The 25,210-nt window shown below is 70.4% G+C and carries 22 protein-coding genes; 18 read left to right on the forward strand and 4 right to left on the reverse strand.

The window, feature by feature from the left end:
* Positions 1–10: 10 nt before the first annotated feature.
* From AB0C75_RS33180 to AB0C75_RS33215, 8 genes are all read left to right on the forward strand, one after another.
* A complete protein-coding gene (locus tag AB0C75_RS33180) occupies positions 11–1,069 on the forward strand; it encodes an ABC transporter ATP-binding protein (RefSeq protein ID WP_362895813.1) in 1,059 nt (352 codons plus the stop codon).
* On the forward strand, positions 1,062–2,204 hold the full coding sequence (locus tag AB0C75_RS33185; RefSeq protein WP_362895815.1) for a dipeptide ABC transporter ATP-binding protein: 1,143 nt from the start codon (positions 1,062–1,064) through the stop codon (positions 2,202–2,204). Before AB0C75_RS33180 ends, AB0C75_RS33185 begins: the two co-directional genes overlap by 8 nt.
* Positions 2,205–2,364: 160 nt before the next feature.
* Positions 2,365–3,993: an ABC transporter substrate-binding protein gene (locus AB0C75_RS33190; protein ID WP_362895817.1), complete on the forward strand. Its 1,629-nt coding sequence runs from the start codon at positions 2,365–2,367 to the stop codon at positions 3,991–3,993.
* A gap of 93 nt (positions 3,994–4,086) precedes the next feature.
* Positions 4,087–5,010, forward strand: coding sequence for an ABC transporter permease (locus AB0C75_RS33195; protein ID WP_362895819.1), 924 nt, complete (start codon positions 4,087–4,089; stop codon positions 5,008–5,010).
* Positions 5,003–5,995, forward strand: coding sequence for an ABC transporter permease (locus AB0C75_RS33200; protein WP_362895821.1), 993 nt, complete (start codon positions 5,003–5,005; stop codon positions 5,993–5,995). The genes AB0C75_RS33195 and AB0C75_RS33200 overlap by 8 nt, the downstream gene beginning before the upstream one ends.
* Before the next feature lie 13 nt (positions 5,996–6,008).
* Positions 6,009–6,986, forward strand: coding sequence for an ABC transporter ATP-binding protein (locus tag AB0C75_RS33205; protein ID WP_362895823.1), 978 nt, complete (start codon positions 6,009–6,011; stop codon positions 6,984–6,986).
* On the forward strand, positions 6,976–8,142 hold the full coding sequence (locus tag AB0C75_RS33210; RefSeq protein ID WP_362895825.1) for a dipeptide ABC transporter ATP-binding protein: 1,167 nt from the start codon (positions 6,976–6,978) through the stop codon (positions 8,140–8,142). Before AB0C75_RS33205 ends, AB0C75_RS33210 begins: the two co-directional genes overlap by 11 nt.
* A gap of 206 nt (positions 8,143–8,348) precedes the next feature.
* Complete coding sequence (locus AB0C75_RS33215) at positions 8,349–9,458, forward strand: hypothetical protein (protein ID WP_362895827.1); 1,110 nt, start codon at positions 8,349–8,351, stop codon at positions 9,456–9,458.
* A gap of 9 nt (positions 9,459–9,467) precedes the next feature.
* Here AB0C75_RS33215 and AB0C75_RS33220 read toward each other — a convergent pair whose 3' ends face one another.
* Entirely contained in the window at positions 9,468–11,594 is a 2,127-nt protein-coding gene (locus tag AB0C75_RS33220) for an alpha/beta fold hydrolase (protein ID WP_362895829.1), read from the reverse strand.
* 221 nt (positions 11,595–11,815) lie between these two features.
* On the opposite strand from AB0C75_RS33220, the gene AB0C75_RS33225 reads away from it, so the two are divergent.
* The 8 genes from AB0C75_RS33225 (at position 11,816) to AB0C75_RS33260 (ending at position 19,406) form a co-directional block, all read left to right on the forward strand.
* Positions 11,816–12,010, forward strand: a complete 195-nt coding sequence (locus AB0C75_RS33225) for a hypothetical protein (protein ID WP_014154257.1) — start codon at positions 11,816–11,818, stop codon at positions 12,008–12,010.
* Positions 12,011–12,081: 71 nt separating this feature from the next.
* Positions 12,082–13,035, forward strand: a complete 954-nt coding sequence (gene mshB, locus AB0C75_RS33230) for an N-acetyl-1-D-myo-inositol-2-amino-2-deoxy-alpha-D-glucopyranoside deacetylase (protein WP_362895831.1) — start codon at positions 12,082–12,084, stop codon at positions 13,033–13,035.
* Positions 13,032–13,493 (forward strand): DUF6113 family protein, encoded by a 462-nt coding sequence (locus AB0C75_RS33235; RefSeq protein ID WP_362895832.1) that lies wholly within the window; start codon positions 13,032–13,034, stop codon positions 13,491–13,493. Before mshB ends, AB0C75_RS33235 begins: the two co-directional genes overlap by 4 nt.
* Before the next feature lie 430 nt (positions 13,494–13,923).
* Entirely contained in the window at positions 13,924–15,780 is a 1,857-nt protein-coding gene (locus AB0C75_RS33240) for a hypothetical protein (RefSeq protein WP_362895834.1), read from the forward strand.
* A 143-nt stretch (positions 15,781–15,923) separates the two neighbouring features.
* Complete coding sequence (locus AB0C75_RS33245; protein ID WP_362895836.1) at positions 15,924–16,859, forward strand: ABC transporter ATP-binding protein; 936 nt, start codon at positions 15,924–15,926, stop codon at positions 16,857–16,859.
* On the forward strand, positions 16,856–17,611 hold the full coding sequence (locus AB0C75_RS33250; RefSeq protein ID WP_362895838.1) for an ABC transporter permease: 756 nt from the start codon (positions 16,856–16,858) through the stop codon (positions 17,609–17,611). Before AB0C75_RS33245 ends, AB0C75_RS33250 begins: the two co-directional genes overlap by 4 nt.
* Positions 17,608–18,798, forward strand: coding sequence for a histidine kinase (locus AB0C75_RS33255; RefSeq protein WP_362895839.1), 1,191 nt, complete (start codon positions 17,608–17,610; stop codon positions 18,796–18,798). The genes AB0C75_RS33250 and AB0C75_RS33255 overlap by 4 nt, the downstream gene beginning before the upstream one ends.
* Positions 18,795–19,406 (forward strand): response regulator transcription factor, encoded by a 612-nt coding sequence (locus tag AB0C75_RS33260; protein ID WP_362895841.1) that lies wholly within the window; start codon positions 18,795–18,797, stop codon positions 19,404–19,406. The genes AB0C75_RS33255 and AB0C75_RS33260 overlap by 4 nt, the downstream gene beginning before the upstream one ends.
* A gap of 122 nt (positions 19,407–19,528) precedes the next feature.
* On the opposite strand, the gene AB0C75_RS33265 is transcribed toward AB0C75_RS33260, so the two are convergent.
* The 3 genes from AB0C75_RS33265 to AB0C75_RS33275 all read right to left on the reverse strand — a co-directional run bounded on the left by AB0C75_RS33265 (position 19,529) and on the right by AB0C75_RS33275 (position 23,457).
* Positions 19,529–21,322 (reverse strand): coagulation factor 5/8 type domain-containing protein, encoded by a 1,794-nt coding sequence (locus tag AB0C75_RS33265; protein WP_362895843.1) that lies wholly within the window; start codon positions 21,320–21,322, stop codon positions 19,529–19,531.
* A 258-nt stretch (positions 21,323–21,580) separates the two neighbouring features.
* Positions 21,581–22,426: a transglutaminase-like domain-containing protein gene (locus AB0C75_RS33270; RefSeq protein ID WP_362895844.1), complete on the reverse strand. Its 846-nt coding sequence runs from the start codon at positions 22,424–22,426 to the stop codon at positions 21,581–21,583.
* A gap of 26 nt (positions 22,427–22,452) precedes the next feature.
* On the reverse strand, positions 22,453–23,457 hold the full coding sequence (locus tag AB0C75_RS33275; RefSeq protein WP_362895845.1) for a GNAT family N-acetyltransferase: 1,005 nt from the start codon (positions 23,455–23,457) through the stop codon (positions 22,453–22,455).
* Between the two features lie 117 nt (positions 23,458–23,574).
* Here AB0C75_RS33275 and fdxA point away from each other — a divergent pair, with 117 nt between their 5' ends.
* Together fdxA and AB0C75_RS33285 are read left to right on the forward strand one after the other, a co-directional pair.
* Positions 23,575–23,895 carry a ferredoxin gene (fdxA, locus tag AB0C75_RS33280; protein WP_014154250.1) on the forward strand — a complete coding sequence of 107 codons (321 nt, stop codon included), beginning with the start codon at positions 23,575–23,577 and terminating at the stop codon, positions 23,893–23,895.
* Between the two features lie 76 nt (positions 23,896–23,971).
* On the forward strand, positions 23,972–25,093 hold the full coding sequence (locus tag AB0C75_RS33285; RefSeq protein ID WP_362895846.1) for a bifunctional succinyldiaminopimelate transaminase/glutamate-prephenate aminotransferase: 1,122 nt from the start codon (positions 23,972–23,974) through the stop codon (positions 25,091–25,093).
* Positions 25,094–25,210 lie beyond the last annotated feature (117 nt).

A 25,210-nucleotide genomic window follows, 5' to 3' on the forward strand; every position in this document is an offset into this window, starting at 1 on the left:
GGAGGCGTACATGACCATCATCGACAAGACGGCGGATGTTCCTGCTCCGCGTGGTTCGAACGACGAGAGCGGCCCGCTGCTCGAAGTCCGCGATCTGCACGTGGAGTTCCATACCCGTGACGGCGTGGTCAAAGCCGTCAACGGGGTCAACTACGACGTCAGCGCGGGCGAGACCCTCGCCGTGCTCGGCGAGTCCGGTTCGGGAAAGTCCGTGACCGCTCAGGCGATCATGGGCATCCTGGACATGCCCCCGGGGAGTATCCCGCAGGGTGAGGTCCGCTTCCGCGGCCAGGACATGCTCAAGATGTCCAACGAGGAGCGCCGGCAGATCCGCGGCCAGAAGATCGCCATGATCTTCCAGGACGCGCTCTCCTCGCTGAACCCGGTTCTCTCCGTGGGTTATCAGCTCGGCGAGATGTTCCGCGTGCACCAGGGTCTCTCCAGGAAGGAGGCCAAGGCCAAGGCCATCGAGCTGATGGACCGCGTGCGCATCCCGGCGGCCAAGGAGCGGGTCGGCGACTACCCGCACATGTTCTCCGGCGGTATGCGCCAGCGCATCATGATCGCGATGGCGCTGGCCCTGGAGCCCGACCTGATCATCGCGGACGAGCCCACCACGGCGCTCGACGTGACCGTCCAGGCGCAGGTCATGGACCTGCTCGCGGAGCTCCAGCGCGACTTCAACATGGGCCTGATCCTGATCACGCACGACCTGGGTGTGGTCGCCGACGTCGCTGACAAGATCGCCGTGATGTACGCGGGCCGGATCGTCGAGACCGCTCCGGTCCACGAGATCTACAAGCGCCCCGCGCACCCGTACACCAAGGGCCTGCTGGAGTCGATCCCGCGCCTGGACCAGAAGGGCCAGGAGCTCTACGCGATCAAGGGCCTGCCGCCCAACCTGCTGCACGTGCCGTCCGGCTGTGCTTTCAACCCGCGCTGCACGGTGGCGCAGGACATCTGCCGTACGGACGTCCCGCCGCTGCTGCCGGTGACGGGTACGGACGGTAGCGAACTGGTCGGACGCCACAGCGCCTGCCACTTCTGGAAGGAGACGCTCCATGGCTGACATCCGCAAGGAGTCCGTGGACGCCACCCCGAACGTCACCGAAGTGGAGACGGTCGACGCGGCCACCGAGTCGGAGACCGTGGCCGCCCTGGACGCCCCGGTGTCCCAGGGTGAGCCGATCCTCCAGGTGCGCAACCTGGTCAAGCACTTCCCGCTGACCCAGGGCATCCTGTTCAAGAAGCAGGTCGGCGCGGTCAAGGCCGTGGACGGGATCTCGTTCGACCTCTACCAGGGCGAGACCCTCGGCATCGTGGGCGAGTCCGGCTGCGGCAAGTCCACGGTCGCCAAGCTCCTGATGACGCTGGAGCGGGCCACCGCCGGTGAGGTCTTCTACAAGGGCCAGGACATCACCAAGCTGTCCGGGCGTGCGCTGAAGGCCGTGCGCCGCAACATCCAGATGGTGTTCCAGGACCCGTACACCTCGCTGAACCCGCGTATGACGGTCGGCGACATCATCGGGGAGACCTTCGAGATCCACCCCGAGGCGGCCCCGAAGGGTGAGCGGCGCCGCAAGGTCCAGGACCTGCTGGACGTCGTCGGTCTGAACCCGGAGTACATCAACCGCTATCCGCACCAGTTCTCCGGCGGCCAGCGCCAGCGCATCGGGATCGCCCGCGGCCTCGCGCTCAACCCGGAGATCATCATCTGCGACGAGCCGGTCTCCGCGCTCGACGTGTCGGTGCAGGCACAGGTCATCAACCTGATGGAGAAGCTCCAGGACGAGTTCAACCTCTCCTACCTCTTCATCGCGCACGACCTGTCGATCGTCCGGCACATCTCGGACCGGGTCGGTGTGATGTACCTCGGCAAGATGGCCGAGATCGGTTCGGACACGCAGATCTACGACCACCCGACGCACCCCTACACCCAGGCGCTGCTCTCGGCGGTCCCCGTGCCGGACCCGGACGCCCGTGACGGTCGCGAGCGGATCATCCTCTCGGGCGACGTCCCGTCGCCGGCGAACCCGCCGTCGGGCTGCCGCTTCCGCACCCGGTGCTGGAAGGCCGAGGACAAGTGCGCCACGGAGATGCCGCTGCTGGCGATCCCCGAGCGCTTCAAGACCTCGGACACGCCGGCCGCGCACGAGTCGGCGTGCCACTTCGCCGAGGAGCGTGACGTGGTGCACGCGGCGTAGCCCGTACAGCCCGAACCAGGAAGCCCGGCCCCCGCGAAGGGCCGGGCTTCCTGGCGTCCGGGTCCACGTACGGCGTACGGCCTATGCCGACATGCGACGGAGTGTCATATGGGGTGATATGGGGCATTGAGCCACTCACGGGAACCCTAGGAGGCACTCCATGCGTGGAGCCACACAGGCCAGGTGGGCCGCATGCGCCGTTGCCGTCACCCTGGCCGCCACGGCCTGCGGAGGCGGGGACAGCGGCGGCGGCGGTGGATCCGACGGAATCGTGAGCTCGTCCTGGGGGGACCCGCAGAACCCGCTCGAGCCGGCGAACACCAACGAGGTGCAGGGCGGCAAGGTTCTCGACATGGTCTTCCGCGGACTCGTGCGGTACGACCCGAAGACCGGCGAGGCCAAGAACGAGATCGCCGAGAAGATCGAGTCCAAGGACTCGGAGAACTACACCATCACGATCAAGGACAACTGGACCTTCAGCAACGGCGAGAAGGTCACCGCGAAGTCGTTCGTGGACGCCTGGAACTACGGCGCCGCGCTGAAGAACAACCAGAAGAACGCCTACTTCTTCCAGTACATCGACGGATACGACAAGGTCCACCCCGAGTCGGGCAAGGCATCCGCCGCCGGCCTCTCCGGCCTCAAGGTGGTCAACGACACGACCTTCACGGCCAAGCTGTCGCAGAAGTTCTCGCTCTGGCCCGACACCCTCGGCTACGCCGCTTTCGTGCCGCTGCCCAAGACCTTCTACAGCGACCACGACGCCTGGCTCTCCAAGCCCGTCGGCAACGGTCCCTACACCATCGACTCGTACGCCAAGGGCTCGTCGATGAACCTGCGCCGCTGGGACGACTACCCCGGCGCGGACAAGGCGCAGAACGGCGGCATCGACCTCAAGGTCTACACCGACAACAACACCGCCTACACCGACCTGACCGCGGGCAACCTCGACCTGGTCGACGACGTGCCCGCATCGCAGCTCAAGAACGTCAAGGCGGACCTGGGCGACCGCTACATCAACACCCCCGCCGGCATCATCCAGACGATCGCCTTCCCGTTCTACGAGAAGGCCTGGGACACCCCGGACGCTGCCAAGGTCCGCCGTGGCCTGTCCATGGCGATCAACCGTGACCAGATCACCAACCAGATCTTCCAGAAGACGCGCACCCCCGCCACCGACTGGACCTCACCGGTCCTCGGCAAGGACGGCGGGTTCAAGAAGGGGCTCTGCGGTTCCGCCTGCGAGTACGACAAGGCGGAGGCCAAGAAGCTGATCGACGAGGGCGGCGGCATCCCCGGCGGCCAGCTCAAGATCTCGTACAACGCCGACACCGGCTCCCACAAGGAGTGGGTCGACGCGGTCTGCAACAGCATCAACAACGTCATGGGGAACAACAAGGCGTGTGTCGGCGGGCCCATCGGCACCTTCGCCGACTTCCGCAGCCAGGTCTCCACCCAGAAGCTGACCAGCGCCTGGCGCGCGGGCTGGCAGATGGACTACCCGCTGATCCAGAACTTCCTGCAGCCGCAGTACTACACGAACGCCTCGTCCAACGACGGCAAGTGGAGCAACGAGAAGTTCGACGGCCTGGTCGACAAGGCCAACGCGGAGACGGACAAGGCCAAGGCCGTCAGCACCTTCCAGGACGCGGAGAAGGTCCTCGCCGAGGAGATGCCCGCCATCCCGCTCTGGTACCAGAACGGCAGCGCCGGCTACTCGGACAGGGTCGAGAACGTCTCGCTGAACCCCTTCAGCGTCCCGGTGTACGACCAGATCAAGGTCAAGTGACCCGCTGAAAGCCGGGTGGCCGGTGCGGCACCCCGCACCGGCCACCCGGCTTTCCGGTCCTTCGGTCCTTCCGCCCCGACCTCGGGAGCCCTCATGGGACGTTATGTGATCCGGCGGCTGCTGCAGATGATCCCGGTCTTCTTCGGCACCACGCTGCTGATCTTCCTCATGGTGAACGTGATGGGCGACCCCATCGCGGGCCTCTGCGGTGACCGCCAGTGCGACCCCTCGACCGCCGCCCAGCTGCGCACCGAATTCGGCCTCGACAAGCCGGTCTGGCAGCAGTACCTGCACTACATGGGCAATGTGTTCACCGGCGACTTCGGCACCGCGTTCAACGGCCAGAAGGTCACGGAGCTGATGGGCACCGCCTTCCCGATCACCATCCGGCTCACCATCATCGCCATCGTGTTCGAGATCGTCATCGGCATCAGCCTCGGCGTCGTCACCGGCCTGCGCCGCGGCCGGCCCATCGATACCACGGTGCTGATCCTGACCCTGGTCGTCATCTCCGTGCCGACCTTCGTCACCGGCCTGCTCCTCCAGCTCCTGCTCGGTGTGGAGTGGGGCGTCATCAAGCCGTCCGTCTCCTCGGAGGCACCGGTGGACGAACTGATCCTGCCCGGACTCGTCCTGGCCTCCGTCTCCCTGGCCTACGTCACCCGGCTCACCCGGACGTCGATCGCCGAGAACGCCCGCGCCGACTACGTCCGTACCGCCACGGCCAAGGGTCTTCCCAGGCGCCGGGTGGTCGTACGGCACCTGCTGCGCAACTCCCTCATCCCCGTCGTCACCTTCATCGGTACGGACGTGGGCGCCCTGATGGGCGGGGCGATCGTCACCGAGCGCATCTTCAACATCCACGGAGTCGGCTACCAGCTCTACCAGGGCATCCTGCGGCAGAACTCCCAGACCGTCGTCGGCTTCGTCACCGTCCTGGTCCTCGTCTTCCTGGCGGCCAACCTGATCGTCGACCTCCTGTACGCCGTACTCGACCCGAGGATCCGCTATGCCTGAGCCGAAGCCGTGGGACGAGACGACGGGCAGCGGAGCGATCTCGGGTGCCGGTACCGGCGGGCCGATGGACCTCGCGGTGGACGAGGGCACCACCCTGGAGAAGGCGCCGGGCGGCCCCGACGGCGCGGGGCCCACCGGCAAGCCGCGCAGCCTGTGGTCCGACGCCTGGCGCGACCTGCGCCGCAACCCGGTCTTCATCATCTCCGGGCTCGTCATCCTCTTCCTGGTGATCATCGCGATCTGGCCGTCGCTCATCGCCGACCAGGACCCCCTCAACTGCGACCTGGCCAAGGCCCAGGAGGGCTCCCAGCCAGGCCACCCCTTCGGCTTCGACGGACAGGGCTGCGACGTCTACACCCGCACGGTCTACGGGGCGCGGACCTCGGTGACCGTCGGTGTCCTGTCCACCCTCGGCGTCTCCCTGCTCGGCGGTGTGCTGGGCGGACTCGCCGGCTTCTTCGGCGGGGCCTGGGACGCGGTGCTCTCCCGCATCACGGACGTCTTCTTCGGCATCCCGGTGGTGCTCGGCGGACTGGTCTTCCTGTCCGTCGTCACCAGCTCCACCGTCTGGCCTGTGATCGGCTTCATCGTGCTGCTGGGCTGGCCGCAGATCGCGCGCATCGCCCGCGGCTCCGTCATCACCGCCAAACAGAACGACTACGTCCAGGCAGCCCGCGCACTGGGTGCGTCGAACTCGCGGATGATGCTCCGGCACATCATGCCCAACGCCATCGCCCCGGTGATCGTCGTGGCGACCATCGCCCTGGGGACGTACATCTCGCTGGAGGCGACCCTCTCGTATCTCGGCGTCGGCCTGAAACCGCCGGCCGTCTCCTGGGGCATCGACATCTCCGCCGCCTCCCAGTACGTCCGCAACGCGCCGCACATGCTGCTGTGGCCCGCCGGGGCACTGGCCGTCACCGTGCTCGCCTTCATCATGCTCGGCGACGCGGTGCGCGACGCCCTCGACCCCAAGCTGCGCTGAGGAGTCCGCTGCCATGTTGCTCGAAGTGCGCGATCTGCATGTGGAGTTCCACACCCGGGAGGGTGTGGCCAAGGCCGTCAACGGGGTCAACTACTCCGTCGCCGAAGGGGAGACGCTCGCGGTGCTCGGCGAGTCGGGCTCGGGCAAGTCCGTCACCGCGCAGGCGATCATGGGCATCCTGGACATGCCGCCGGGGAGGATCAGCGGGGGCGAGATCCTCTTCAAGGACCGCGATCTGCTGAAGCTCAGGACCGAGGAGCGCCGCAGGATCCGGGGCCAGGAGATGGCCATGATCTTCCAGGACGCGCTGTCCTCGCTCAACCCCGTACTGAGCGTCGGAGCCCAGCTGGGCGAGATGTTCGTCGTGCACCGAGGGATGTCACGGGGCGACGCCAAGGCCAGGGCCATCGAGCTGATGGACCGGGTCCGCATCCCGGCCGCCCGGCAGCGGGTCGGCGACTACCCGCACCAGTTCTCCGGCGGTATGCGCCAGCGCATCATGATCGCCATGGCGATGGCGCTGGAACCCTCCCTGATCATCGCCGACGAACCGACCACCGCCCTCGACGTGACCGTCCAGGCCCAGGTGATGGACCTGCTCGCCGAGTTGCAGCGCGAGCTCAACATGGGCCTGATCCTGATCACCCACGACCTGGGTGTGGTCGCCGACGTCGCCGACAAGATCGCCGTGATGTACGCGGGCCGGATCGTCGAGACCTCACCCGTCCACCCGATCTACCAGGCGCCCGCCCACCCGTACACCAAGGGCCTGCTGAGGTCGATCCCGCGCCTGGACCAGAAGGGCCAGGAGCTGTACGCGATCAAGGGTCTGCCCCCCAACCTGCTGCACATCCCGCCCGGTTGCGCCTTCCACCCGCGCTGCCCGCTGGCCCAGGACGTGTGCCGCACCGACGTGCCGCCGCTCTACACCGTGAACGAGGAGCGCCGGAGCGCCTGCCACTTCTGGAAGGAGACGCTCGATGCACGCTGACGAGACGGGCCACGGGGGAGGGGGCGGGGGCTCCACGCTCCAGGCCGTGGCGCCCGTGCGCCCGTACGCCGGGGGCGACCCGATCCTGGAGGTGCGCGGTCTGGTCAAGCACTACCCGCTGACCCAGGGCATCCTCTTCAGGAAGCAGATCGGCGCGGTCAAGGCCGTCGACGGCGTGGACTTCGACCTGGCCGCGGGCGAGACGCTCGGCATCGTCGGGGAGTCGGGCTGCGGCAAGTCGACCGTCGCCAAGATGCTGGTGCACCTGGAGCCGCCGACCGGGGGCGCGATCCGCTACAAGGGCGAGGACGTCACGAAGCTCTCCGGGCGTGCGCTGAAGGCCGTGCGCCGCAACATCCAGATGGTGTTCCAGGACCCGTACACCTCGCTGAACCCGCGTATGACGGTCGGCGACATCATCGGGGAGCCGTACGAGATCCACCCCGAGGTGGCGCCCAGGGGGAGCCGCAGGCAGCGGGTCCAGGACCTGCTGGACGTCGTAGGTCTGAACCCGGAGTACATCAACCGCTATCCGCACCAGTTCTCCGGCGGCCAGCGCCAGCGCATCGGGATCGCCCGCGGCCTCGCGCTCAACCCGGAGATCATCGTCGCCGACGAGCCGGTCTCCGCGCTCGACGTGTCGGTCCAGGCCCAGGTGGTCAACCTGCTGGACCGGCTACAGGCCGAATTCGACCTGAGCTTCCTGTTCATCGCGCACGACCTGTCGATCGTCCGGCACATCTCCGACCGGGTCGGCGTCATGTATCTGGGCCGGATCGTCGAGATCGGCACGGACGAGGAGATCTACGACCACCCGACGCACCCCTACACCCAGGCGCTGCTCTCGGCCGTCCCGGTGCCCGACCCGACCGCCCGTGAGCACCGTGAGCGGATCATCCTGCACGGTGATGTGCCCTCCCCGGCGAACATCCCGTCCGGCTGCCGCTTCCGTACCCGGTGCTGGAAGGCCCAGGAGCGGTGCGAGCTCGAGGTGCCGCTGCTGGCGGTCCCCGCGGTCTTCCGGGACTCGGAGACCCCGGCCCGGCACGACTCGGCGTGCCACTTCGCCGAGGAGAAGCGGGTGGTGCCGCCGGAAGACCTGCGGGACCGGCCCGGGGGAGACGCAGAGGGAGACGAAGAGGGGGACAAAGAGTGATGAAGAGGCCTCGGATCCGTTAACACAGAGGCAACTCGGCCGTCGCCGCACCGATATACGAACGTCCCACCATGGTCGTCGTACGGCCGTGCGGGTGCCGTGAACCGGCCGGGGTGTTCATCACGTCGCCCCGGCCGGTTACCCGTTCCCCCGCCTTCCCACAGGTCCTCTTGTCCATCGGCGGGCCGCGGGGGAGTATCGCTGAGGTGATACTCACACGGGGAGCCAGAATCACCGGAGCCGTGCTGTGCGCCGTGCTCGCGGCCCTGGTCGCGGCCTGGATCGTACGGGACGTCAGGGCGCTGGGCGATCCGGCGGACCTGCTGCGCTACTGGGCCGGCTACACGCGCGGATGGCCGAGGACACTGCCCGCCACCCTGCAGGCCGATCCGGTGCTGTTCGTCGTCCTCGTCGCCGCCCTGATCGCGGCTCTGCGCTCCCCGGTCGCCGCGTCCACGCTGGTCGTCACCGGGCTGGTCACGCTGGCCCTGCGGCTGCCCGGAGTGTGGACCATCGGCTCGTCGTGGATGGGCGAGCGGTACAGCGACGAACTGCGCACCCGCGCACTCGTCGGCACCTTCGTCGCCCTGGCCGCCGGACTCGCGCTCGTCGTCATCGGGTCCGTGGGCCGCCGACAGCCCGAGGACTCCTACGAGCCGCGGCCCACCAGGCCGGGCCGGGGCGCCGGCGTCACGGCCTTCCTGCTGCTCGGCGCTTCGGGCGCCGTCATGATCGCCTGGGAGATCCGCCAGCTCTTCACACTGCCGGACGAGCTCTATCCCGCCTGGTTCACCGGCGGGAAGGTCCTCACGATCGGGCTGACCGCCACCCCGCCGGGCTGGAGCGGCGTGGCCATCGGGGTGATCTGCCTCGTGGTGGCGTGGACCGCGCTCTTCCGCGCCGTCCACGCCAGGCCGCTGGGCATGATCGTCGCCGGACTCCTGCTGGTCTCCGGCGGCTGCGGCATCGCCCGGACCGTCCACGACGCGTCGCTGCAGCACTTCGGCGATGCACCGTTGGAGCAACAGCTCATCATGCTCACCTCGTTCCTCTTCGCCCTCGCCGGGGCCGTGACCCTGCCCGTCCTGGCGCGCAGAGGCTTCGAGCGTGTGGAAGGACAGGACGGGCAGGGCGTGCAGGGGTACGGCGGCTACGGCTACCCACCGGCCGACACTCCGGGCTACGGCTACCCGCGGCCCGGAGCCGCCCCTGGCTACGGCTATCCGCAGAGCGGCGGCCCCGGCTACGGCTATCCGCAGAGCCGCGGCGGGCCCGGCTCCCCGCCGCCGCCCGCGTCTCCGCCGCCCGGCTGGTGACGGCCGCTGTCAGGTCCTGGGCAGCCCCAGGGACCGCCTGAGGAAGTCCACCTGGAGCAGCAGCAGATTCTCGGCCACCTGCTCCTGCGGGGTCATGTGCGTCACCCCGCTCAGCGGCAGCACCTCGTGCGGGCGTCCGGCGGACAGCAGCGCTGAGGAGAGCCGCAGTGCGTGGGCGACCACCACGTTGTCGTCGGCCAGACCGTGGACGATCATCATCGGCCTGACCTCGCCGGCCGGCTCGGAGAGCCCCTCGTCGGTCACCAGGGAGTTGCGGGCGTACACCTCGGGCTGCCGGGCGGGGTCGCCGAGATAGCGCTCGGTGTAGTGGGTGTCGTACAGCCGCCAGTCCGTCACCGGGGCGCCGACCACGGCCGCGTGGAAGACGTCGGGGCGCCGCAGCACCGCGAGCGCCGAGAGATAACCGCCGTACGACCAGCCGCGCATGGCCACCTTGGACAGATCGAGCGGGAACCGCCCGGCCAGTGCGTGCAGCGCCTCGACCTGGTCGTCGAGGGTGAGGGTGAGATCGTCCCGTACCGCCTTCTCCCAGCCTGGCGAACGGCCCGGGGCGCCCCGGCCGTCCGCGACGACCACGGCGAAACCGTGGTCGGCGAACCACTGGGACGTGAGGTGCGGATTGTGGGCGGCGACCACCCGGCGGCCGTGCGGGCCGCCGTAAGGATCCATCAGAACCGGAAGCGGACCATCCGATTCCGTGTACCCGGTGGGGAGCAGCACGGCGCACGGGATCCGCCGTGCGCCCCCCTCCGTCAGGTGGACCTTCGCGGACAGGACCGGCTCCTGGGCGAGATTCGCCACGGTGGCGATCCGCTTGCCGTCGCGCAGCACGCGTACGGCCGTCCCGGGGTGCTCCAGGGACGCCGAGACCAGCACCGTCACGCCGCCCGAGCGCACCGCCGAGTGGACCCCCGGGTCCTCGCTGACGCGCTCCACGCCCAGCTCGTTGACGCGGTAGACATGGCTCTGCCCCGTCTCCGGATCCGCCGCGCCCTCGCCGGCGGTGGCCTGCACCAGGATGTCCGAATCCCCGATGTCCAGCACCGCCTGGAGGTGCAGCCGGTCGCCGGTCAGCGGCCTGTCACCGACCGAGAGCACCCGCGCGCCCCCCTCGTCGGCGATCCGCACGAGCCGCCCGTCGGGCGCCCAGGCGGGCACCCCGGCGAAGAGGTCGAGCCAGACCCCGTCCTCGTCGACATGCACCGTGCGGGTCGCGCCGCTCTCCGTGTCGACCGCCAGGTACAGCTGGCTGCGCTGGTCACGGGCCTGCACCAGAAGCAGCGGCGCACCGTGCGACGACCAGTGCACCCGCGCCAGATAGGGAAAGCGGGCCCGGTCCCAGACCACCTCGGTGCGGGAGCCGTCCAGGCCCATCACGAAGAGCCCCACCTCGGCGTTGGCCGTCCCAGCCGCCGGATAGCCGATCTCGGCCGGCTTGCTCCCGGGGTGCGCGGGATCGGCGATCCACCACCGCTGTACGGCGCTGTCGTCGACCCGCGCGACCAGCAGGCTCCGGGAGTCCGGCGACCACCAGAAACCGCGGTAGCGGCCCATCTCCTCGGCCGCGACGAACTCCGCGAGGCCGTACGAGACGTTCGCGTCCTCCGGCTCGGCGACCGGCCGGTCCCCGTCGCCGTCCGCCCCCACGACGCGCAGCGAGCCCCGCGCGGCGTAGGCGACGAGCCGGCCGTCGGGCGAGGGGCGGGGGTCGATCACCGGTCCTGGCACCGGCAGGGCCCGTGCCGTGCCCGCCCTCAACTCGGCGACGTACGCCTTGCCGGAGAGCGCGAAGGCCGCCAACTCGGCCGCGTCGTCCACCGCGTAGCCCACGATGCCCGCCGAACCCTCCCTGGTCCGCTCGCGCCTGGCCCGCTCCTGCGGTGACAGCTTCTCCGCCGAACCGCCCAGCAGCGCGTCGGGGTCGGCCGCGATCCGCTCCTCGCCCGTCGCGGTGTCCAGCACCAGGAGCCGGTTCGTCCGGTCGGTGCCGGATGCGGAACGCAGGAAGAGCACCCGCGTTCCATCCGGTGAGACGGTGAAGGCCCGGGGTGCGCCGAGAGTGAACCGCTGGGTCCGGGCGTGCTGGCGGGGAAAGGACAGCTTCTGCGAGGTCATGGCACCGAATCTAGTTTGCGACGGCCCCTCCGTGCGCCCCTCGTGCTGCTGTGCCCCGATCAATGCGTCGGTACAGATAGTTATGATCCGTAGCGCTCGGTGGGTAAGAAGCTGTTGTCCTGTTCCCCTCGGACCCCGACCGGGGCAGGACAACAGCTTCCAGAACCCGCTGGCTCCATGTGTGCTGCCTGTCCCGACCGTACTGATGGAGGTGAACCGCCGTGGCACTCTCGATTTCGGCGGTGGTGCTGCTGGCGATCGTCGTCTTCCTGCTGATCCGGAAATCCGGACTGAAGGGCGGACACGCGGTGGTCTGCATGTTGCTCGGGTTCTACCTCGCGAGCTCGTCGATCGCCCCGACCATCTCGGAGGTGACGTCGAACGTGGCAGGCATGATCGGGGGAATCAAGTTCTGACGGTGCGCGCCGGGCGCCCCGGCCCCGTGGGGCGTTCGGCCGGCGGGGCGCCCGGCTCGTAGGGTGGTCCCATGAAGGACCTCCCCGCCCGCCGTCTGCTCCTGGTGCACGCGCACCCCGACGACGAGTCGATCAACAACGGCGCCACCATGGCCAGGTACGCGGCCGAGGGCGCACACGTCGCCCTGGTGACGTGCACCCTCGGCGAGGAGGGCGAGATCATTCCGCCCGCCCTCGCGCATCTCGCCGCGGACCGGGACGGCGGACTCGGCGACCACCGCGTCGGTGAACTCACCGCCGCGATGCGGGAGCTGGGGGTCACCGACCACCGGTTCCTGGGCGGCCCCGGCCGGTTCCACGACTCCGGGATGATGGGAACCGAGCAGAATCACCGCCCGGGCGCCTTCTGGGCCGCCGATCCGGACGAGGCGGCCGGCCACCTCGTCCGGGTGATCCGCTCCCTGCGCCCCCAGGTCCTGATCACCTACGACCCCGACGGCGGCTACGGCCACCCCGACCACATCCAGGCGCACCGCGTCGCGATGCGCGCGGCGGACCTGGCCGCCGATCCCGCGTACGACCCGGCGGCCGGAGCCCCGCACACCGTCGCCAAGATCTACTGGAACCGGGTGCCCCGCTCCGTGGCCGACGCGGCCTTCGCGCGACTGCGGGAGACCGCCCCCGACGCCTTCCCCGGCATCGCGTCGACCGACGACGTACCGGGTGTCGTGGACGACGCGGAGGTCACGACGGAGATCGACGGTTCGGCGTACGCCGCGGCGAAGACTGCCGCGATGCGGGCGCACGCCACCCAGATCGCCCTGGACGGCCCCTTCTTCGCTCTTTCGAACGACCTGGGTCAGCCGGTCTTCACCACCGAGTACTACGAGTTGGTGCGGGGCGCCCCGGGCGGGGACGGCACATCCCGTGAGCACGACCTCTTCGAGGGCGTGGCGGACGCGTCCCCCGCACCGGAAGCACCGGAAGCACCGGAAGCACCGGAAGCACCGGGAGTGCAGGCATGAGTGGCAGCAAGCGGCAGCGCGCCGCATCCGAGGCCCCGCGCACCAACGCCCCGCCCAGGAGCCCCGCGCCCACGGGTCTCGCCGCGCCCCCGAACCCCGCACGGATCCCGCTGTATGTGGGCCTGGCGGTGCTGGGCGCGGTCGTCGGGCTGGCGGGCACCCTCGTCCAGGCGGCACTGTTCCCGGGAGGGCTGCTGCTCGCGCTCGCCGCGTCGGCCGGCCTCTTCTACGGTGGCCGGGTGCTGACCCGGACACAGCTCGGCGCGCTGGCACCGGCGGTGGGCTGGTTCATCGCCGTGGTCGTGCTGCTCGGCGGGCGGCCCGAGGGCGACTACGTCTTCGGACAGGAGATCGGCCTGGCACTCTTCATGCTCGGAGGGATGGCCGTCGCTGTGATCTGTGCCACGATGTCGCGGCTGCCCGATCCGGCCAACAGCACGGACGGGCCCGGCTCGTGATGTGCTATGTCCGCTCCCGGATTGCCCCTCCACGCGCGGGTGGGTGCATCCTTGTTCCCCCAGGGCGCGGAGAGTCTTACGGTGGCGGCCAGTATGGTGGTGCGCGCGCCGAGCCGTCCCCTGGCCTGCGGCACGGGGGAAGTACGGGCGGCGGAGCCAATCGGGAGAACCTGCTTTGAGTCGTGAAACTGACAGTTCGTCCTCCGGGCCCCAGGGGCGCGGAGGTGCCGCGTACCCGTCGGGTACGCCGCCGTACGGATCACGCCAGTATCCGTCGCTGCACCCGTCCCAGGACGGGCCGGAGGAGACTCCGGAGCCTGCGGATCCGCCTCAGCCCGAGGAGCCCAGAACCGAGACGACGCTGACGACGCGTATCCGGATCAACATCCCGGGCTCGCGTCCGATCCCGCCTGTCGTGATGCGTACGCCGATGAGTGACGTCGACCCGTCCGGCGACCGCCAGGACGCCGAGCGCACCGGCAGCACCCCCAGGCCCGGTGCAGCCGCGCCGTCGGCCGGCAGGGCCCCCTCAGCGGGCCAGGACACGCGTGACAGGGCCCCGGCGGCCGAGGCACCGGCCGAGAAGCCGGCCAGGGAGAAGAGCGGCAGCGACTGGTTCGCCCCGCGCAAGGCCCCGGCCCCCGCACCCGGTGCGGGCACCGCCCCCGCACCCGGCGGTGCGCCGGGACAGGGCCCCAGGGCCGGTCAGGGACCTGGCCCCGGCCAGGGGCCGGGCCCGCGCCCCGGTGGCGCCTCCGGCGGTGGTCCCGCCGGTGCCGGTTCCACGCAGCCCCGCACCGAATCGCCGTACTTCTCGGACGGTCCGAAGCCGCCCGGCAGCGGTGCGCCCCGTCCGGGCCGCAGCGCCCTCGAGGACCTCGACGCCGGTCCGCGGTCCGGGCCCGACCCCGCCGCGCGACCGCCCGGCGGCCCGGGTCCCTCCGGACCCACCACGGGCCCCGCCACCGGAAGTTCGTCCCTGACGCCGGACCTCGACCGCCTCGTCGGCTCGGCGGGGGCGGCAGGCGGCCGGACGGCTCCCGGCGGCCCCTCGGGGCCCCGGCTCGACGGCTCTGGCGGCCCCGGCGGCGTACCCCCGCGGATGTCGGACGACACCGCGATCCTGACGCCGCAGGCTCCCGCCCCGGCCCCCGGGCCCGGCGGCGGCCATGTCTCGGGTGACACGCTCACCAGCGGTATCCCCGTCATCCCCGGCGAGCCCCGCGCGCCGTTCCCCGGCGGACCCGGCACGACCCGCCCGCCCGAGGGCCCCAAGGGCGGCGGACCCGCGGCCACGGACGCCCCGGCGCCCGCGCCGAAGCCGGCACCGCCCGCGAAGAAGGGCCGCTCCAAGCCGGTCCTCCTGGGCGTGGCCCTCGTGGTGCTGCTCGGCGTCGCCTACGGCGCAGGCCTGCTGATGAACCACTCCGAGGTGCCCAAGGGCACCACGGTGCTCGGCGTGGACATCGGCGGCGGCACGAAGGAGGAGGCGGTCGCCAAGCTCGACTCCACTCTCGGCAAGCGCGCCCGCACACCGCTGCGGCTGTCCGTGGACGGCAAGGAGGAGAAGCTCGCCCCCGAGAAGGCCGGCCTCACCCTGGACAGCCAGGAGACCGTCCGTGGCGCCGCGGGCAGCGACTACAACCCGGTCTCGGTGATCGGCTCCCTGTTCGGCGGGGCGCGCGCCGCCGACCCGGTGATCCCGGTCGACGAGGAGAAGCTCGGGGTCGCGCTGACCGACCTCGCGGGCGTCGAGGGATCGTCCAACGACGGCACGGTCAAGTTCGAGCCGAACAAGGCCGTGCCCGTGCCCGGGAAGCCGGGGAAGTCGATCGACGTCAACAAGTCGATGATCTCCGTCCGCGACGCCTACCGTGCGCAGGTGCAGACCGACAAGGTGTCCGTCGTCGAACTGCCGGTGGCCGAGACCGAACCCACCATCACCCAGGCCGAACTGGACCGGTCGATGAAGGAGTTCGCCGAGCCCGCGATGTCCGGCCTGGTCACCATCAAGGCAGGGCCCAAGCAGATCGACTTCGGTCCCGCGAAGTCCCTGCCGCAGATCCTGTCCATGAAGCCGGTCGACGGCAAGCTGGTCCCCGTCTACGACAGGGAAGCGATCGACACCCTGCTGGACGGTGTCTTCGACGGCATCATGCTCACCAAGGGTGACGGGACGCAGCGCGAGGTCAACGCCACCGATGTGGCCCGGGCCATGCAGGGAGCCCTGCTCGGCAAGACCCCGGCCGAGCGCACCGTCGCGATCGACCTCGGCGGCGGGGGCTGACCGGCCGCTGCACATCCGTGCCGCCGCCCCTGTCCGGAGTTCCGGGCGGGGGCGGCGGCGCATTCCGCGCATGACATCTGTCATCCCGGACCGGTGATCCGCGCCCCTGCCGACCGGGCACCCCTCTCCGGCAGGCTGGACGCATGCCAACAACAGCCGCCGCACCCACCACGGCGAAGACCGCCGTGGTGAGCTTCGAACGTGTCAGCAAGGCGTACGGAGCCGTACGCGCCGTCGACGGACTGACCCTCGCCCTGCACCCCGGCGAGACGGTGGCGCTGCTCGGCCCCAACGGTGCCGGGAAGTCCTCCACCCTCGACCTGCTCCTGGGGCTGCGCACCGCCGACTCCGGCGAGGTCCGGGTCTTCGGCATGTCGCCGCAGGAGGCCATCGCGGAGGGCCGCGTCGGGGCCATGCTCCAGTCCGGCGGCCTGATGGAGGACGTCACCGTCAAGGAACTGGTCAGGCTCGCCTGCGACCTGCACCCGAGGGCCTACCCGGTCGACGAGGTGGTGGAGCGCGCGGGGCTGGCCCGGATCGCCGACCGCCTGGTCAACAAGCTCTCCGGCGGCCAGGAGCAGCGCGTGCGCTTCGCGCTCGCCACCGCCGGGGCCAACGACCTGATCGTGCTCGACGAGCCGACCACCGGCATGGACGTCACCGCGCGGAAGGCCTTCTGGGCCACCATGCGCGAACAGGCCGAAGCGGGCCGTACGGTCCTGTTCGCCACCCACTACCTCGAAGAGGCCGACGCCATCGCGGACCGCGTCCTGGTCCTCCACAAGGGCCGTGTCCTCGCCGACGGCACCGCCGCCGAGATCAAGGCGAAGGCGGGAGCCCGCCGGATCTCCTTCGAGCTGGAGGGACCGGTCGACGAGGTCGCGCTGCGCGCCCTGCCGTCCCTGTCCGCCCTCGACGTCAGCGGCCGCCGGGTCCGTATCCAGTCCTACGACGCGGATGCGACCGTCCACGCGCTCTACGGTCTCGGCCTCTACCCACGCGAGATCGAGGTCGCCGGACTCGGCCTGGAACAGGCCTTCGTCGCCATCACCGAGGCCGAGGAGGCCAGGACCGCATGAGGAACTACTTCTCCTGGAGTCTGACCAGGCTCGAAGTGCTGAGGACCCTGCGGAACAAGAAGTTCATGTTCTTCTCGGTCATCTACCCGTCGGTGATCTATCTGCTGATCTCCGGCACCCAGAACACCACCGACACGGTCCCGGGCACCGAGCTGACCCTCCAGGCCTTCTTCATGGTCTCGATGGCCTCCTTCGGCGCCCTGACCGCCGTCCTCATGGGCAACAGCGAACGCATCGCCAAGGAGCGGGAGAAGGGCTGGGTACGCCAGCTCCGCCTCACCGCCCTGCCGGGCCGCGGCTACGTCCTGTCGAAGATCGCGGGCGCCGGCATCGTCACGCTGCCCTGCATCGTGGTGGTGTTCCTCGTCGCCGCGGGCGTCAAGGGCGTACGGCTCGACGCCTGGCAGTGGCTGGCGCTGACCGGCCTCATCTGGGCCGGTTCCCTGGTCTTCGCCGCACTCGGGGTCGCCATCGGATACGTCGCCAGCGGTGACGCGGTCCGCCCGATCACCATGATCATCTACTTCGGGCTCTCCATCCTCGGAGGCCTGTGGATGCCCACCGCGACCTTCCCCGACTGGCTCCAGAAAGTCTCCGAGTGGCTGCCGACCCACGCGTACGCTGCTCTCGGCCAGTCCGTCGAGATGGGCGGCTCGCCGCACGCCAAGGACGTCGCGGTGCTCTGCGTCTACTTCGTGCTCTTCGCGGGCGGCGCGGCCTGGCTCTACCGGAAGGACACCCTGAAGGCGTGAGCGACGACGAGATGCCCCTCGGCGTCGGGCGCCCGCCGCAGGGCCGCCGCCAGTTCACCATGAAGCTGCTGTGGATCGGCATCTGGCTGGCGTTCATGAGCGCCCCCGTCACGGACGTGGTCAGCGGGGCCCACACCGTCACGACCCGCGTCCTCGGCGGAGCCGGCCTGCTGGTGTTCGTCGTGGTGTACCTGGTCCTCGTCTTCCGGCACACATCGAAGGCCCTGGCCCGCCCGCGCGTGCTGTGGACGATCGCCTTCCTCGCGGTCCTCGCCCTCGCTCTCGTCGTGATGCTCGGCACGCCGTGGCTGGTGCTGTTCGTCTACGTCGCGGTGTCGGTGGGGGCGACACTGCCGATGCGGATCGCCGCCTGGCTGATCCCGGCGGTCACCGCGGTGATGGTGGTGACCGGCCTGATCGCCGGCCACGCCCGCGAGATCATCACCGCGCTGGTCTTCCCCGCGCTGCTGGGCGGGTTCGCGATGACCGGGGTCCGGCAGATGGTCGTCACGACGATCGAGCTGCGCGAGGCCCGTGCGACCGTCGCCCAGCTCGCCGCCAACGAGGAGCGGCTGAGGCTGGCCCGCGATCTGCACGACCTGCTGGGGCACTCGCTCTCGCTGATCGCGCTCAAGAGCGAGCTGGCGGGCCGGATGCTCCCGGGGCAGCCCGAACGGGCCGCGGAGCAGGTGGCGGACATCGAGCGGGTGAGCCGCCAGGCACTGACCGACGTACGCGGCGCGGTCAGCGGCTACCGCAGGCCGACCCTCCCCGGCGAACTGGCGGGGGCCCGTACGGCACTCGCCGCCGCCGGCATCACCGCGGACGTGCCCGCCGAGGTCCCCGACGACCTCACGGACGGCATCCCGGAGAAGCAGGAGGAGGTGCTCGCCTGGGGACTGCGGGAAGCCGTCACCAACGTCGTACGCCACAGCGGCGCCCATCGCTGCACGGTCGTCCTCACCTCGCACCAGACCCTCGGGGGGCCGGTCCTGGAGCTCGCCGTCGCCGACGACGGCCGGGGCGCGGCGGGCACCAGGCGGGGCAACGGGCTCACCGGCATCGCCGAACGCCTCGCCACGGTCGACGGCACCCTCGCCACCGGACCTGCGGCCGGCGGCCCCGGCAGGGGTTTCGCCCTCACCCTCCGTGTTCCGGCCGGTTCCGCCCTAGGATCCGGGGAATGAGCATGATCAGACTTCTCCTGGCCGAGGACCAGTCCATGGTGCGCGAGGCGCTGGCGGCGCTGCTCGGCCTCGAACCCGACATCGAGGTGGTGGCCCAGGCCGCCCGCGGTGACGAGGTGGTCGCCGCGGCGCGCGAGCACGCCGTCGACGTCGCGCTCCTCGACATCGAGATGCCGGGCATGAACGGCATCGAGGCCGCGGCGGAACTGCGCCGGGAGCTTCCGGACATCAAGATCGTCGTGGTCACCACCTTCGGTCGCCCCGGCTATCTGCGCCGCGCCATGGAGTCGGGCGCGGACGCCTTCCTGGTCAAGGACGCCCCGTCCGCCCAGCTCGCCGACGCCGTACGCAAGGTGCTCGGGGGCGAACGGGTCATCGACCCCGCGCTGGCCGCGGCCGCCCTCGCGGAAGGGACGAACCCGCTGACCGGCCGCGAGCGCGAGGTCCTGCGTGCGGCGGCGGGCGGTGCGACGAACGTGGAGATCGCCGCCGAGCTGCTGCTCTCCCCGGGGACGGTGCGCAACTACCTGTCCACGGCGATCCAGAAGATGGCCGCGCGCAACCGCGCGGAGGCCGTCAGGACCGCCGGCGACAAGGGCTGGCTCTGAGAGCCTCTCTCCGGCAGCGGGCCTCCGGCAGCGGGCCTCCGGCAGCGGGCCTCCGGCAGAGGGCCTCCGGCAGAGGGGCCCGGCCGCAGCAGCGACCGGGCCCCGCTCAACCGTTCACCTTCCTACGGGAAGGACACCACCTGTGACGGGACGGTGGTGTCACCGGAGGTGGGGTCCCCGGTGTCGTTGATGACGTGCTCGTACTGGCCCTTGCCGCCCAGGGAGACGACGAGCAGGTCGTGGAACTTCACGCCGGGCTTCACCGGGGCCTGGAAGCCGTGGTGCTGCTGGATCGTCGGATCCACGTTGAAGAAGCAGTAGCTGCCCATGCCCCAGCCCTCGTGGGTGGTGACGGAGTCGTCGACCTTGTAGGCGGCGTAGCCCTTGATGTCGCCGTTCTGGATGGCGTCCTGGTTCGGGGCGTCGTACGCCTTCTCGTTCTGGAAGAAGATCGTCTTGCCGTTCTCGCCGTTCCACTGGACGTCGTACTTGTTGAAGTGTTCGACGAACAGTCCGGTGGCCAGCACGTTGTCACCGTTCACCGTGAGGCCGTAGTCGGACCGGTTGGTCTCCCAGCCGACCCCCTCGCCGTGGTCGGCGCGCCAGAGCCAGGTGTGGTCGACGATCGTGTCGTTGCTGTTGACCACCATGCCGGTGGTCGCCTTGCCGGCGCCTGCGCCACCGACCCGGACGAACACGTCCTGGAGGCTGGTCGGGTTCGCCGAGTGATCGGCCGACGCGCCCTCGGGGCCCACCTCGACGAGGGTCTCGGAGTTGTCCGGTCCCGCGTCCACGAGGAGTCCGGCGACCTTGACGCCGTCGACGTCACCGACCTTGAGCGCGGTCACCCCGTTGTCCGGGATGATCGTGGCCAGGCCGAGCCCGAGCGCCACGGTGTTCTCGCGGTCGATCTCGATGGGCTGGTCGACGTGGTAGACGCCGGGGGTGAACAGCAGGTGCAGTCCCTGGTCCACGGCCGCGTTGATGGTCTCGGCGGTCGCGCCCTCCTTGACCACGTAGAACTGGTCGAGCGGGATGGACTCCCCCTCAGGGGTGCCGTCGGCCCAGGTCGTGCCCCGCGCGTTGGTGCGCTTGGCGGGGACGAAGACCTTGTAGTCGTCGCCGTCGAGGTAGAGGAAGGGCTTCTCGCGGGAGACCGGAGTGTTGTCCAGGGTCGTGTACGGGGGCTCCGGGAAGCTCTGCGCGGGTGCGCCCTCGACGCCGGAGAACGTCATGTTCCAGACGCCGTTGCCCCAGCCGCCGACGGAGCTGTCACGGGTGTACCACTGCTGCTGCGAGTACGGACCGACCTCGCCGTCGATCTTGCTGTCGGCGATGTAGCCGCCACTGGCCCAGCCGTACCCGTCGGGTGCCAGGTTGAGGCCGCCCTTGACGTGCATACGGCGGAAGGGCGCGGCCTGGGAGACGGCCCAGCGGTTGGTGCCGCTGACCGGGTTGAGTGCCAGGTTCTCGGCCGAACGCCAGAAGTTTTGCGTGGCGTTGCCGTCGAACCAGCCCGCGTCGACGGTGACATCGCCGTTGAAGGTGGTGTCATCGGGGTTCAGGCCGAGGCCGGCGATGGAGGTGTAGAAGCCGATCTGCGCGTTGATGTTGTCGTAGGTGCCCGGCTTGAACATCAGCGCGTAGCGGTCGGTGCCGAACTGGTTCGACTCCTGCTTCTTGAAGACCTCGTCGACCTTGCCCTGGATGTCAGGGGTCGAGGGGTCGAAGACCATCACGTTGGGGCCGAGGTCACCACCGCCGGGCACTTCCGCGGCCTCGTCGCCGAACGCCGCCTGGGCCGTGGGGAAGGCCATCAGCATCGATACGGCGAGCGCGGCGAGACCGACCGCCTTGGAGCGGCGGTGCCTGCGGGGAGTGACCGGGGGCGCGGAACTCGTGGGGGGAGCTTGCATGGATGACGTCTCCTGGGTCGTGGGTCGGGTGCACGACTGAACCTTGAGAGAGGCGAGAGAGCGCTCTCTGGTTTCGCCGATGTAACAGGCGTCGCCCTGGACACGTCAAGAGGTGTGACATCGGCAGCCGCGACTGATTCCCGTAACGGCAACAAATGGCGCCGGACGTAAGGCAATTGGGATGCTTTGCGTGCAGACAGGGGGCGCGGATGAGTTCAGAGGATGACCGCGGGGGCGGGGCTGCTCTCGAAGCACGGCCTAGTTCAGCAGCGCCCTGGCGGCCTGCGCGCGGTGGCGGATGGCCTCGGCCGCCGTCGGCTCGACCCGTTCGACGATCTCCGCGTACTCGTCCATCTCCGCAGCCCCGCGCAGGAACTCCCCGCGCTGCACGAGGAGCTGCGCCCGCTCGTAGCGGAGCCTGGCCGGGTGCGAGGGCAGCAGCAGGGAGAGTTCGAGCGCCCAAAGCGCCACCTCCGTACGCTCCGGACGGGCCGCCGCCCACGCCCTGACGTTGTTCAGGATGCGCAGCACCGTCTCCAGCGGCCGCGCGGGCACGGGTGGGGGTGCCGGCGCTCCGGTCGTCCCCGTGGCCATCAGCTCCGCGTCCTCGCCGCTGAGCGGCGCGCCGCCCGCGAAGGGGTCGGCCAGCACCCGCTCGGCCGGGTCGCCGAAACCGACCACGTAGTGCCCCGGGAGCGCCAGTCCGTACACGGGTGCCCCCGCCCTGCGCGCCACCTCGATCCAGACCACGGACAGCAGGATGGGCAGGCCCCTGCGGCGGCGCAGGACCTGCTGGAGCACGGACGAGTCCAGCCGCTGGTAGTCCTGGGAGGAGCCCGCGAAGCCGCAGCGCTCGCCCAGCAGTTCGGCGAGCGCCGACGCCCACACGCGGGGTCCCCTGGCTCCGTAGGGGAGGAGGCCGGCCAGCCGGTCCAGCTCGATCTGCGCCGCGTCGATGCCGTACGGATCGGCGTCCCCGGGCGAGGCGGGGCCGGTCTCGGCGCCCAGCAGCAGGCAGAGCAGTGCGAGGTCGGGCCGCTCGGCGCGCGCCTCCTCGGCGAACAGCCGCCGCCGCTCGGCCGTGCCTGGATCCTCGTCGCTCATGTGTGACTCATCCCCTGCTGTCCGCGCTACGCGGGCCGGAAGTGGTGGTAGCTGTGGTGAAGGGTGAAGCCCATGCCGTCGTACAGCGCACGGGCCCCCTCGTTGTCCGCCTCCACCTGGAGCCATGCGGCCGACGCGCCCTCGTCCAGCGCCGTGCGGGCCAGGGCGGTCATGACGGCCGTGGCGAGACCCCGGCGCCGGTACTCCTGGCCCACCTCGACGGCCATGAACCCCGCCCAGCGCCCGTCCACCACACAGCGGCCGATCGCGGCGGGGGGCGCCCCCGCCGGGCCGTCGCCCGGCACGGTCGCGAACCACACCGAAGGACCGCTGCCCAGCACCTTCAGCACATGGGGCCCCGGGGTCTCGAAGCGCTGGTACCGGGAGAGCCAGGCGTCGTCCGGCTCCCGGGTCAGCCGTACGGCGGAGATGTCCACGTCCAGATCACCGACCGGTGCCAGCGCCGCGATCCGCACCTCGGCCGTCACCTCGCGCCGCCACCCGTGCTCCTCAAGATCCGCGCAGAGCCGCTCCTGGGTGTCCTCGGCGCCGGTGGCGGTCTGGATGTACGGGGGCAGGTCCCGCTCTCCGTACCAGCTGCGCACCCGCGCGAGCGCGTCGCCGAGCGGGAGGCCCGGATCGCCGAGCGGCAGCACGGAGTTGGCGCGGCGGGTGAATCCGCCAGCGGCGCGCAGCCGCCAGTCGCCGAGGAGTTCGCTCTCCACGGGCTGCCAGGCGCGCGCGGCCGTCCGCGTGAGTTCACCGAAGGAGGCGGCGGGGCCGCGGCGGCGTGCGGGGGCCCGGGGCACGACCTTGCCCGCCACCAGTGCCGATTCCGGGATTCGGACGCTCTCGCCGCTCTTCGTTGTGACGGACAGCACCTCATCGTCCCACGATGTGAGAACCCCGACCGTGTCGGTGAACTTCGCGCCCTCGTCCGGCACGTCGGCGACTCGCCGCACGGATACGCGTTTGCCCACGTCAGCAGGTGTCATGCGAACCTCTAGCCGTCCGCCGATGGTGAATTCCACAGCTCTGTCCGCCCCTCCTGTTCGGATCGTGCCCCGGAACGGAGATACTAGGGGCGGGCATCGACGACGCCGCGCTCCCGCGCGAGAGCCAACGCCCTACCGAGGAGGAACGACAGCGTGACCTACGTCATCGCGCAGCCTTGTGTCGACGTGAAGGACAAGGCCTGCATCGAAGAGTGCCCCGTCGACTGCATCTACGAGGGCTCCAGGTCCTTGTACATCCATCCGGACGAGTGCGTCGACTGTGGAGCCTGTGAACCGGTGTGCCCGGTCGAGGCCATCTTCTACGAGGACGACACCCCGGAGGAGTGGAAGGACTACTACAAGGCGAACGTCGAGTTCTTCGACGACCTCGGCTCACCGGGCGGCGCCTCCAAGCTGGGCCTCATCGAGCGCGACCACGCGTTCATCGCCGCGCTGCCGCCGCAGAACCAGTAAGCGCACGAGCGCCGCGCGGTCCCGTACGGCTTGTCTCCGTGCGGGACCGAGGTGTTTTCCGGGTGCCACGCCCCGTATGAGAAAGCAGAGTTCCGTGTCCGCAGCAGTTCCCGTCTCCTCCCGTCTCCCGGTCTTCCCCTGGGACAAGCTGGTGCCCTACAAGGCGACGGCCGTGGCCCATCCGGACGGCCTCGTGGACCTGTCGGTCGGTACGCCGGTCGACCCGGTGCCCGAGCTGATCCAGCACGCGCTGACGGCCGCGTCGGACAGCCCCGGCTATCCGACGGTGTGGGGGACCGAGGAGTTGCGTGACGCGCTGGCGGGCTGGGTGGAGCGCAGGCTCGGCGCGAGGGCCGTGGCCCACGAGAACGTGCTGCCGGTCGTCGGCTCCAAGGAGCTGGTCGCCTGGCTGCCGACCCAGCTGGGTCTCGGGGCGGGCGACAAGGTCGCCCACCCCCGGCTCGCCTACCCGACGTACGAGGTCGGGGCGCGGCTCTGCGGTGCGGAGCCCGTCGCCTACGACGACCCGACGGAGCTGGACCCCGAGGGTCTGAAGCTGCTCTGGCTCAACTCCCCGTCCAACCCGACGGGCCGGGTCCTGCCGAAGGACGAGCTGACCAGGATCGTGGCCTGGGCGCGCGAGCACGGGGTGCTTGTCTTCAGCGACGAGTGCTACCTGGAGCTGGGCTGGGAGGCCGAGCCCGTCTCCGTGCTCCACGAGGACGTCTGCGGCGGCACGTACGAGGGGATCGTCGCCGTCCACTCGCTCTCCAAGCGCTCCAACCTCGCCGGCTACCGCGCGGCCTTCATCGCGGGGGACGCTGCCGTACTCGGTGAGCTGCTCCAGATCCGCAAGCACGGCGGGATGATGACGCCGGCCCCGGTCCAGGCGGCGACGGTCGCGGCGCTGGGCGACGACGCGCACGTGGAGCGGCAGCGGGCGCGTTACGCGCGCCGGCGCACGGTGCTGCGGGCGGCGCTCGAGGCCCATGGCTTCCGGATCGAGCACAGCGAGGCGAGCCTCTACCTCTGGGCCACGCGCGACGAGCCCTGCTGGAAGACCGTGGCGCATCTGGCGGAGCTCGGCATCCTGGTCGCTCCCGGCGACTTCTACGGGCCGGCCGGGGACCACTTCGTACGGGTGGCCCTGACGGCCACGGACGAGCGGGTGGACGCGGCGGTCAAGCGGCTGACATAGGGCCTTTCGTTCGGATCAGGCCGGCTCCGAACGAAAGACCCCAGGCGCTGCGCGCGAAGGGGGCCTCGGGACACCCCGTGGGCCGGTACCTGCTGACGGCGCACATCTGCGCGGGCG

It is taken from the genome of Streptomyces sp. NPDC048565, from assembly GCF_040650935.1.
In the GTDB taxonomy this organism is placed as follows: Bacteria; Actinomycetota; Actinomycetes; order Streptomycetales; family Streptomycetaceae; genus Streptomyces.

Bases quoted from the DNA above. Each gene is read 5' to 3' on its own strand.
- AB0C75_RS33235 (WP_362895832.1), top strand. From the start codon at position 13,032: ATGAGTGGCAGCAAGCGGCAGCGCGCCGCATCCGAGGCCCCGCGCACC.
- AB0C75_RS33180 (WP_362895813.1), top strand. From the start codon at position 11: ATGACCATCATCGACAAGACGGCGGATGTTCCTGCTCCGCGTGGTTCG.
- AB0C75_RS33245 (WP_362895836.1), top strand. From the start codon at position 15,924: ATGCCAACAACAGCCGCCGCACCCACCACGGCGAAGACCGCCGTGGTG.
- AB0C75_RS33260 (WP_362895841.1), top strand. From the start codon at position 18,795: ATGAGCATGATCAGACTTCTCCTGGCCGAGGACCAGTCCATGGTGCGC.
- AB0C75_RS33270 (WP_362895844.1), bottom strand. From the start codon at position 22,426: ATGAGCGACGAGGATCCAGGCACGGCCGAGCGGCGGCGGCTGTTCGCC.
- AB0C75_RS33205 (WP_362895823.1), top strand. From the start codon at position 6,009: ATGTTGCTCGAAGTGCGCGATCTGCATGTGGAGTTCCACACCCGGGAG.
- AB0C75_RS33240 (WP_362895834.1), top strand. From the start codon at position 13,924: ATGAGTGACGTCGACCCGTCCGGCGACCGCCAGGACGCCGAGCGCACC.
- AB0C75_RS33210 (WP_362895825.1), top strand. From the start codon at position 6,976: ATGCACGCTGACGAGACGGGCCACGGGGGAGGGGGCGGGGGCTCCACG.
- AB0C75_RS33190 (WP_362895817.1), top strand. From the start codon at position 2,365: ATGCGTGGAGCCACACAGGCCAGGTGGGCCGCATGCGCCGTTGCCGTC.
- AB0C75_RS33265 (WP_362895843.1), bottom strand. From the start codon at position 21,322: ATGCAAGCTCCCCCCACGAGTTCCGCGCCCCCGGTCACTCCCCGCAGG.
- AB0C75_RS33250 (WP_362895838.1), top strand. From the start codon at position 16,856: ATGAGGAACTACTTCTCCTGGAGTCTGACCAGGCTCGAAGTGCTGAGG.
- AB0C75_RS33185 (WP_362895815.1), top strand. From the start codon at position 1,062: ATGGCTGACATCCGCAAGGAGTCCGTGGACGCCACCCCGAACGTCACC.
- AB0C75_RS33285 (WP_362895846.1), top strand. From the start codon at position 23,972: ATGAGAAAGCAGAGTTCCGTGTCCGCAGCAGTTCCCGTCTCCTCCCGT.
- mshB (WP_362895831.1), top strand. From the start codon at position 12,082: ATGAAGGACCTCCCCGCCCGCCGTCTGCTCCTGGTGCACGCGCACCCC.
- AB0C75_RS33195 (WP_362895819.1), top strand. From the start codon at position 4,087: ATGGGACGTTATGTGATCCGGCGGCTGCTGCAGATGATCCCGGTCTTC.
- AB0C75_RS33200 (WP_362895821.1), top strand. From the start codon at position 5,003: ATGCCTGAGCCGAAGCCGTGGGACGAGACGACGGGCAGCGGAGCGATC.
- AB0C75_RS33220 (WP_362895829.1), bottom strand. From the start codon at position 11,594: ATGACCTCGCAGAAGCTGTCCTTTCCCCGCCAGCACGCCCGGACCCAG.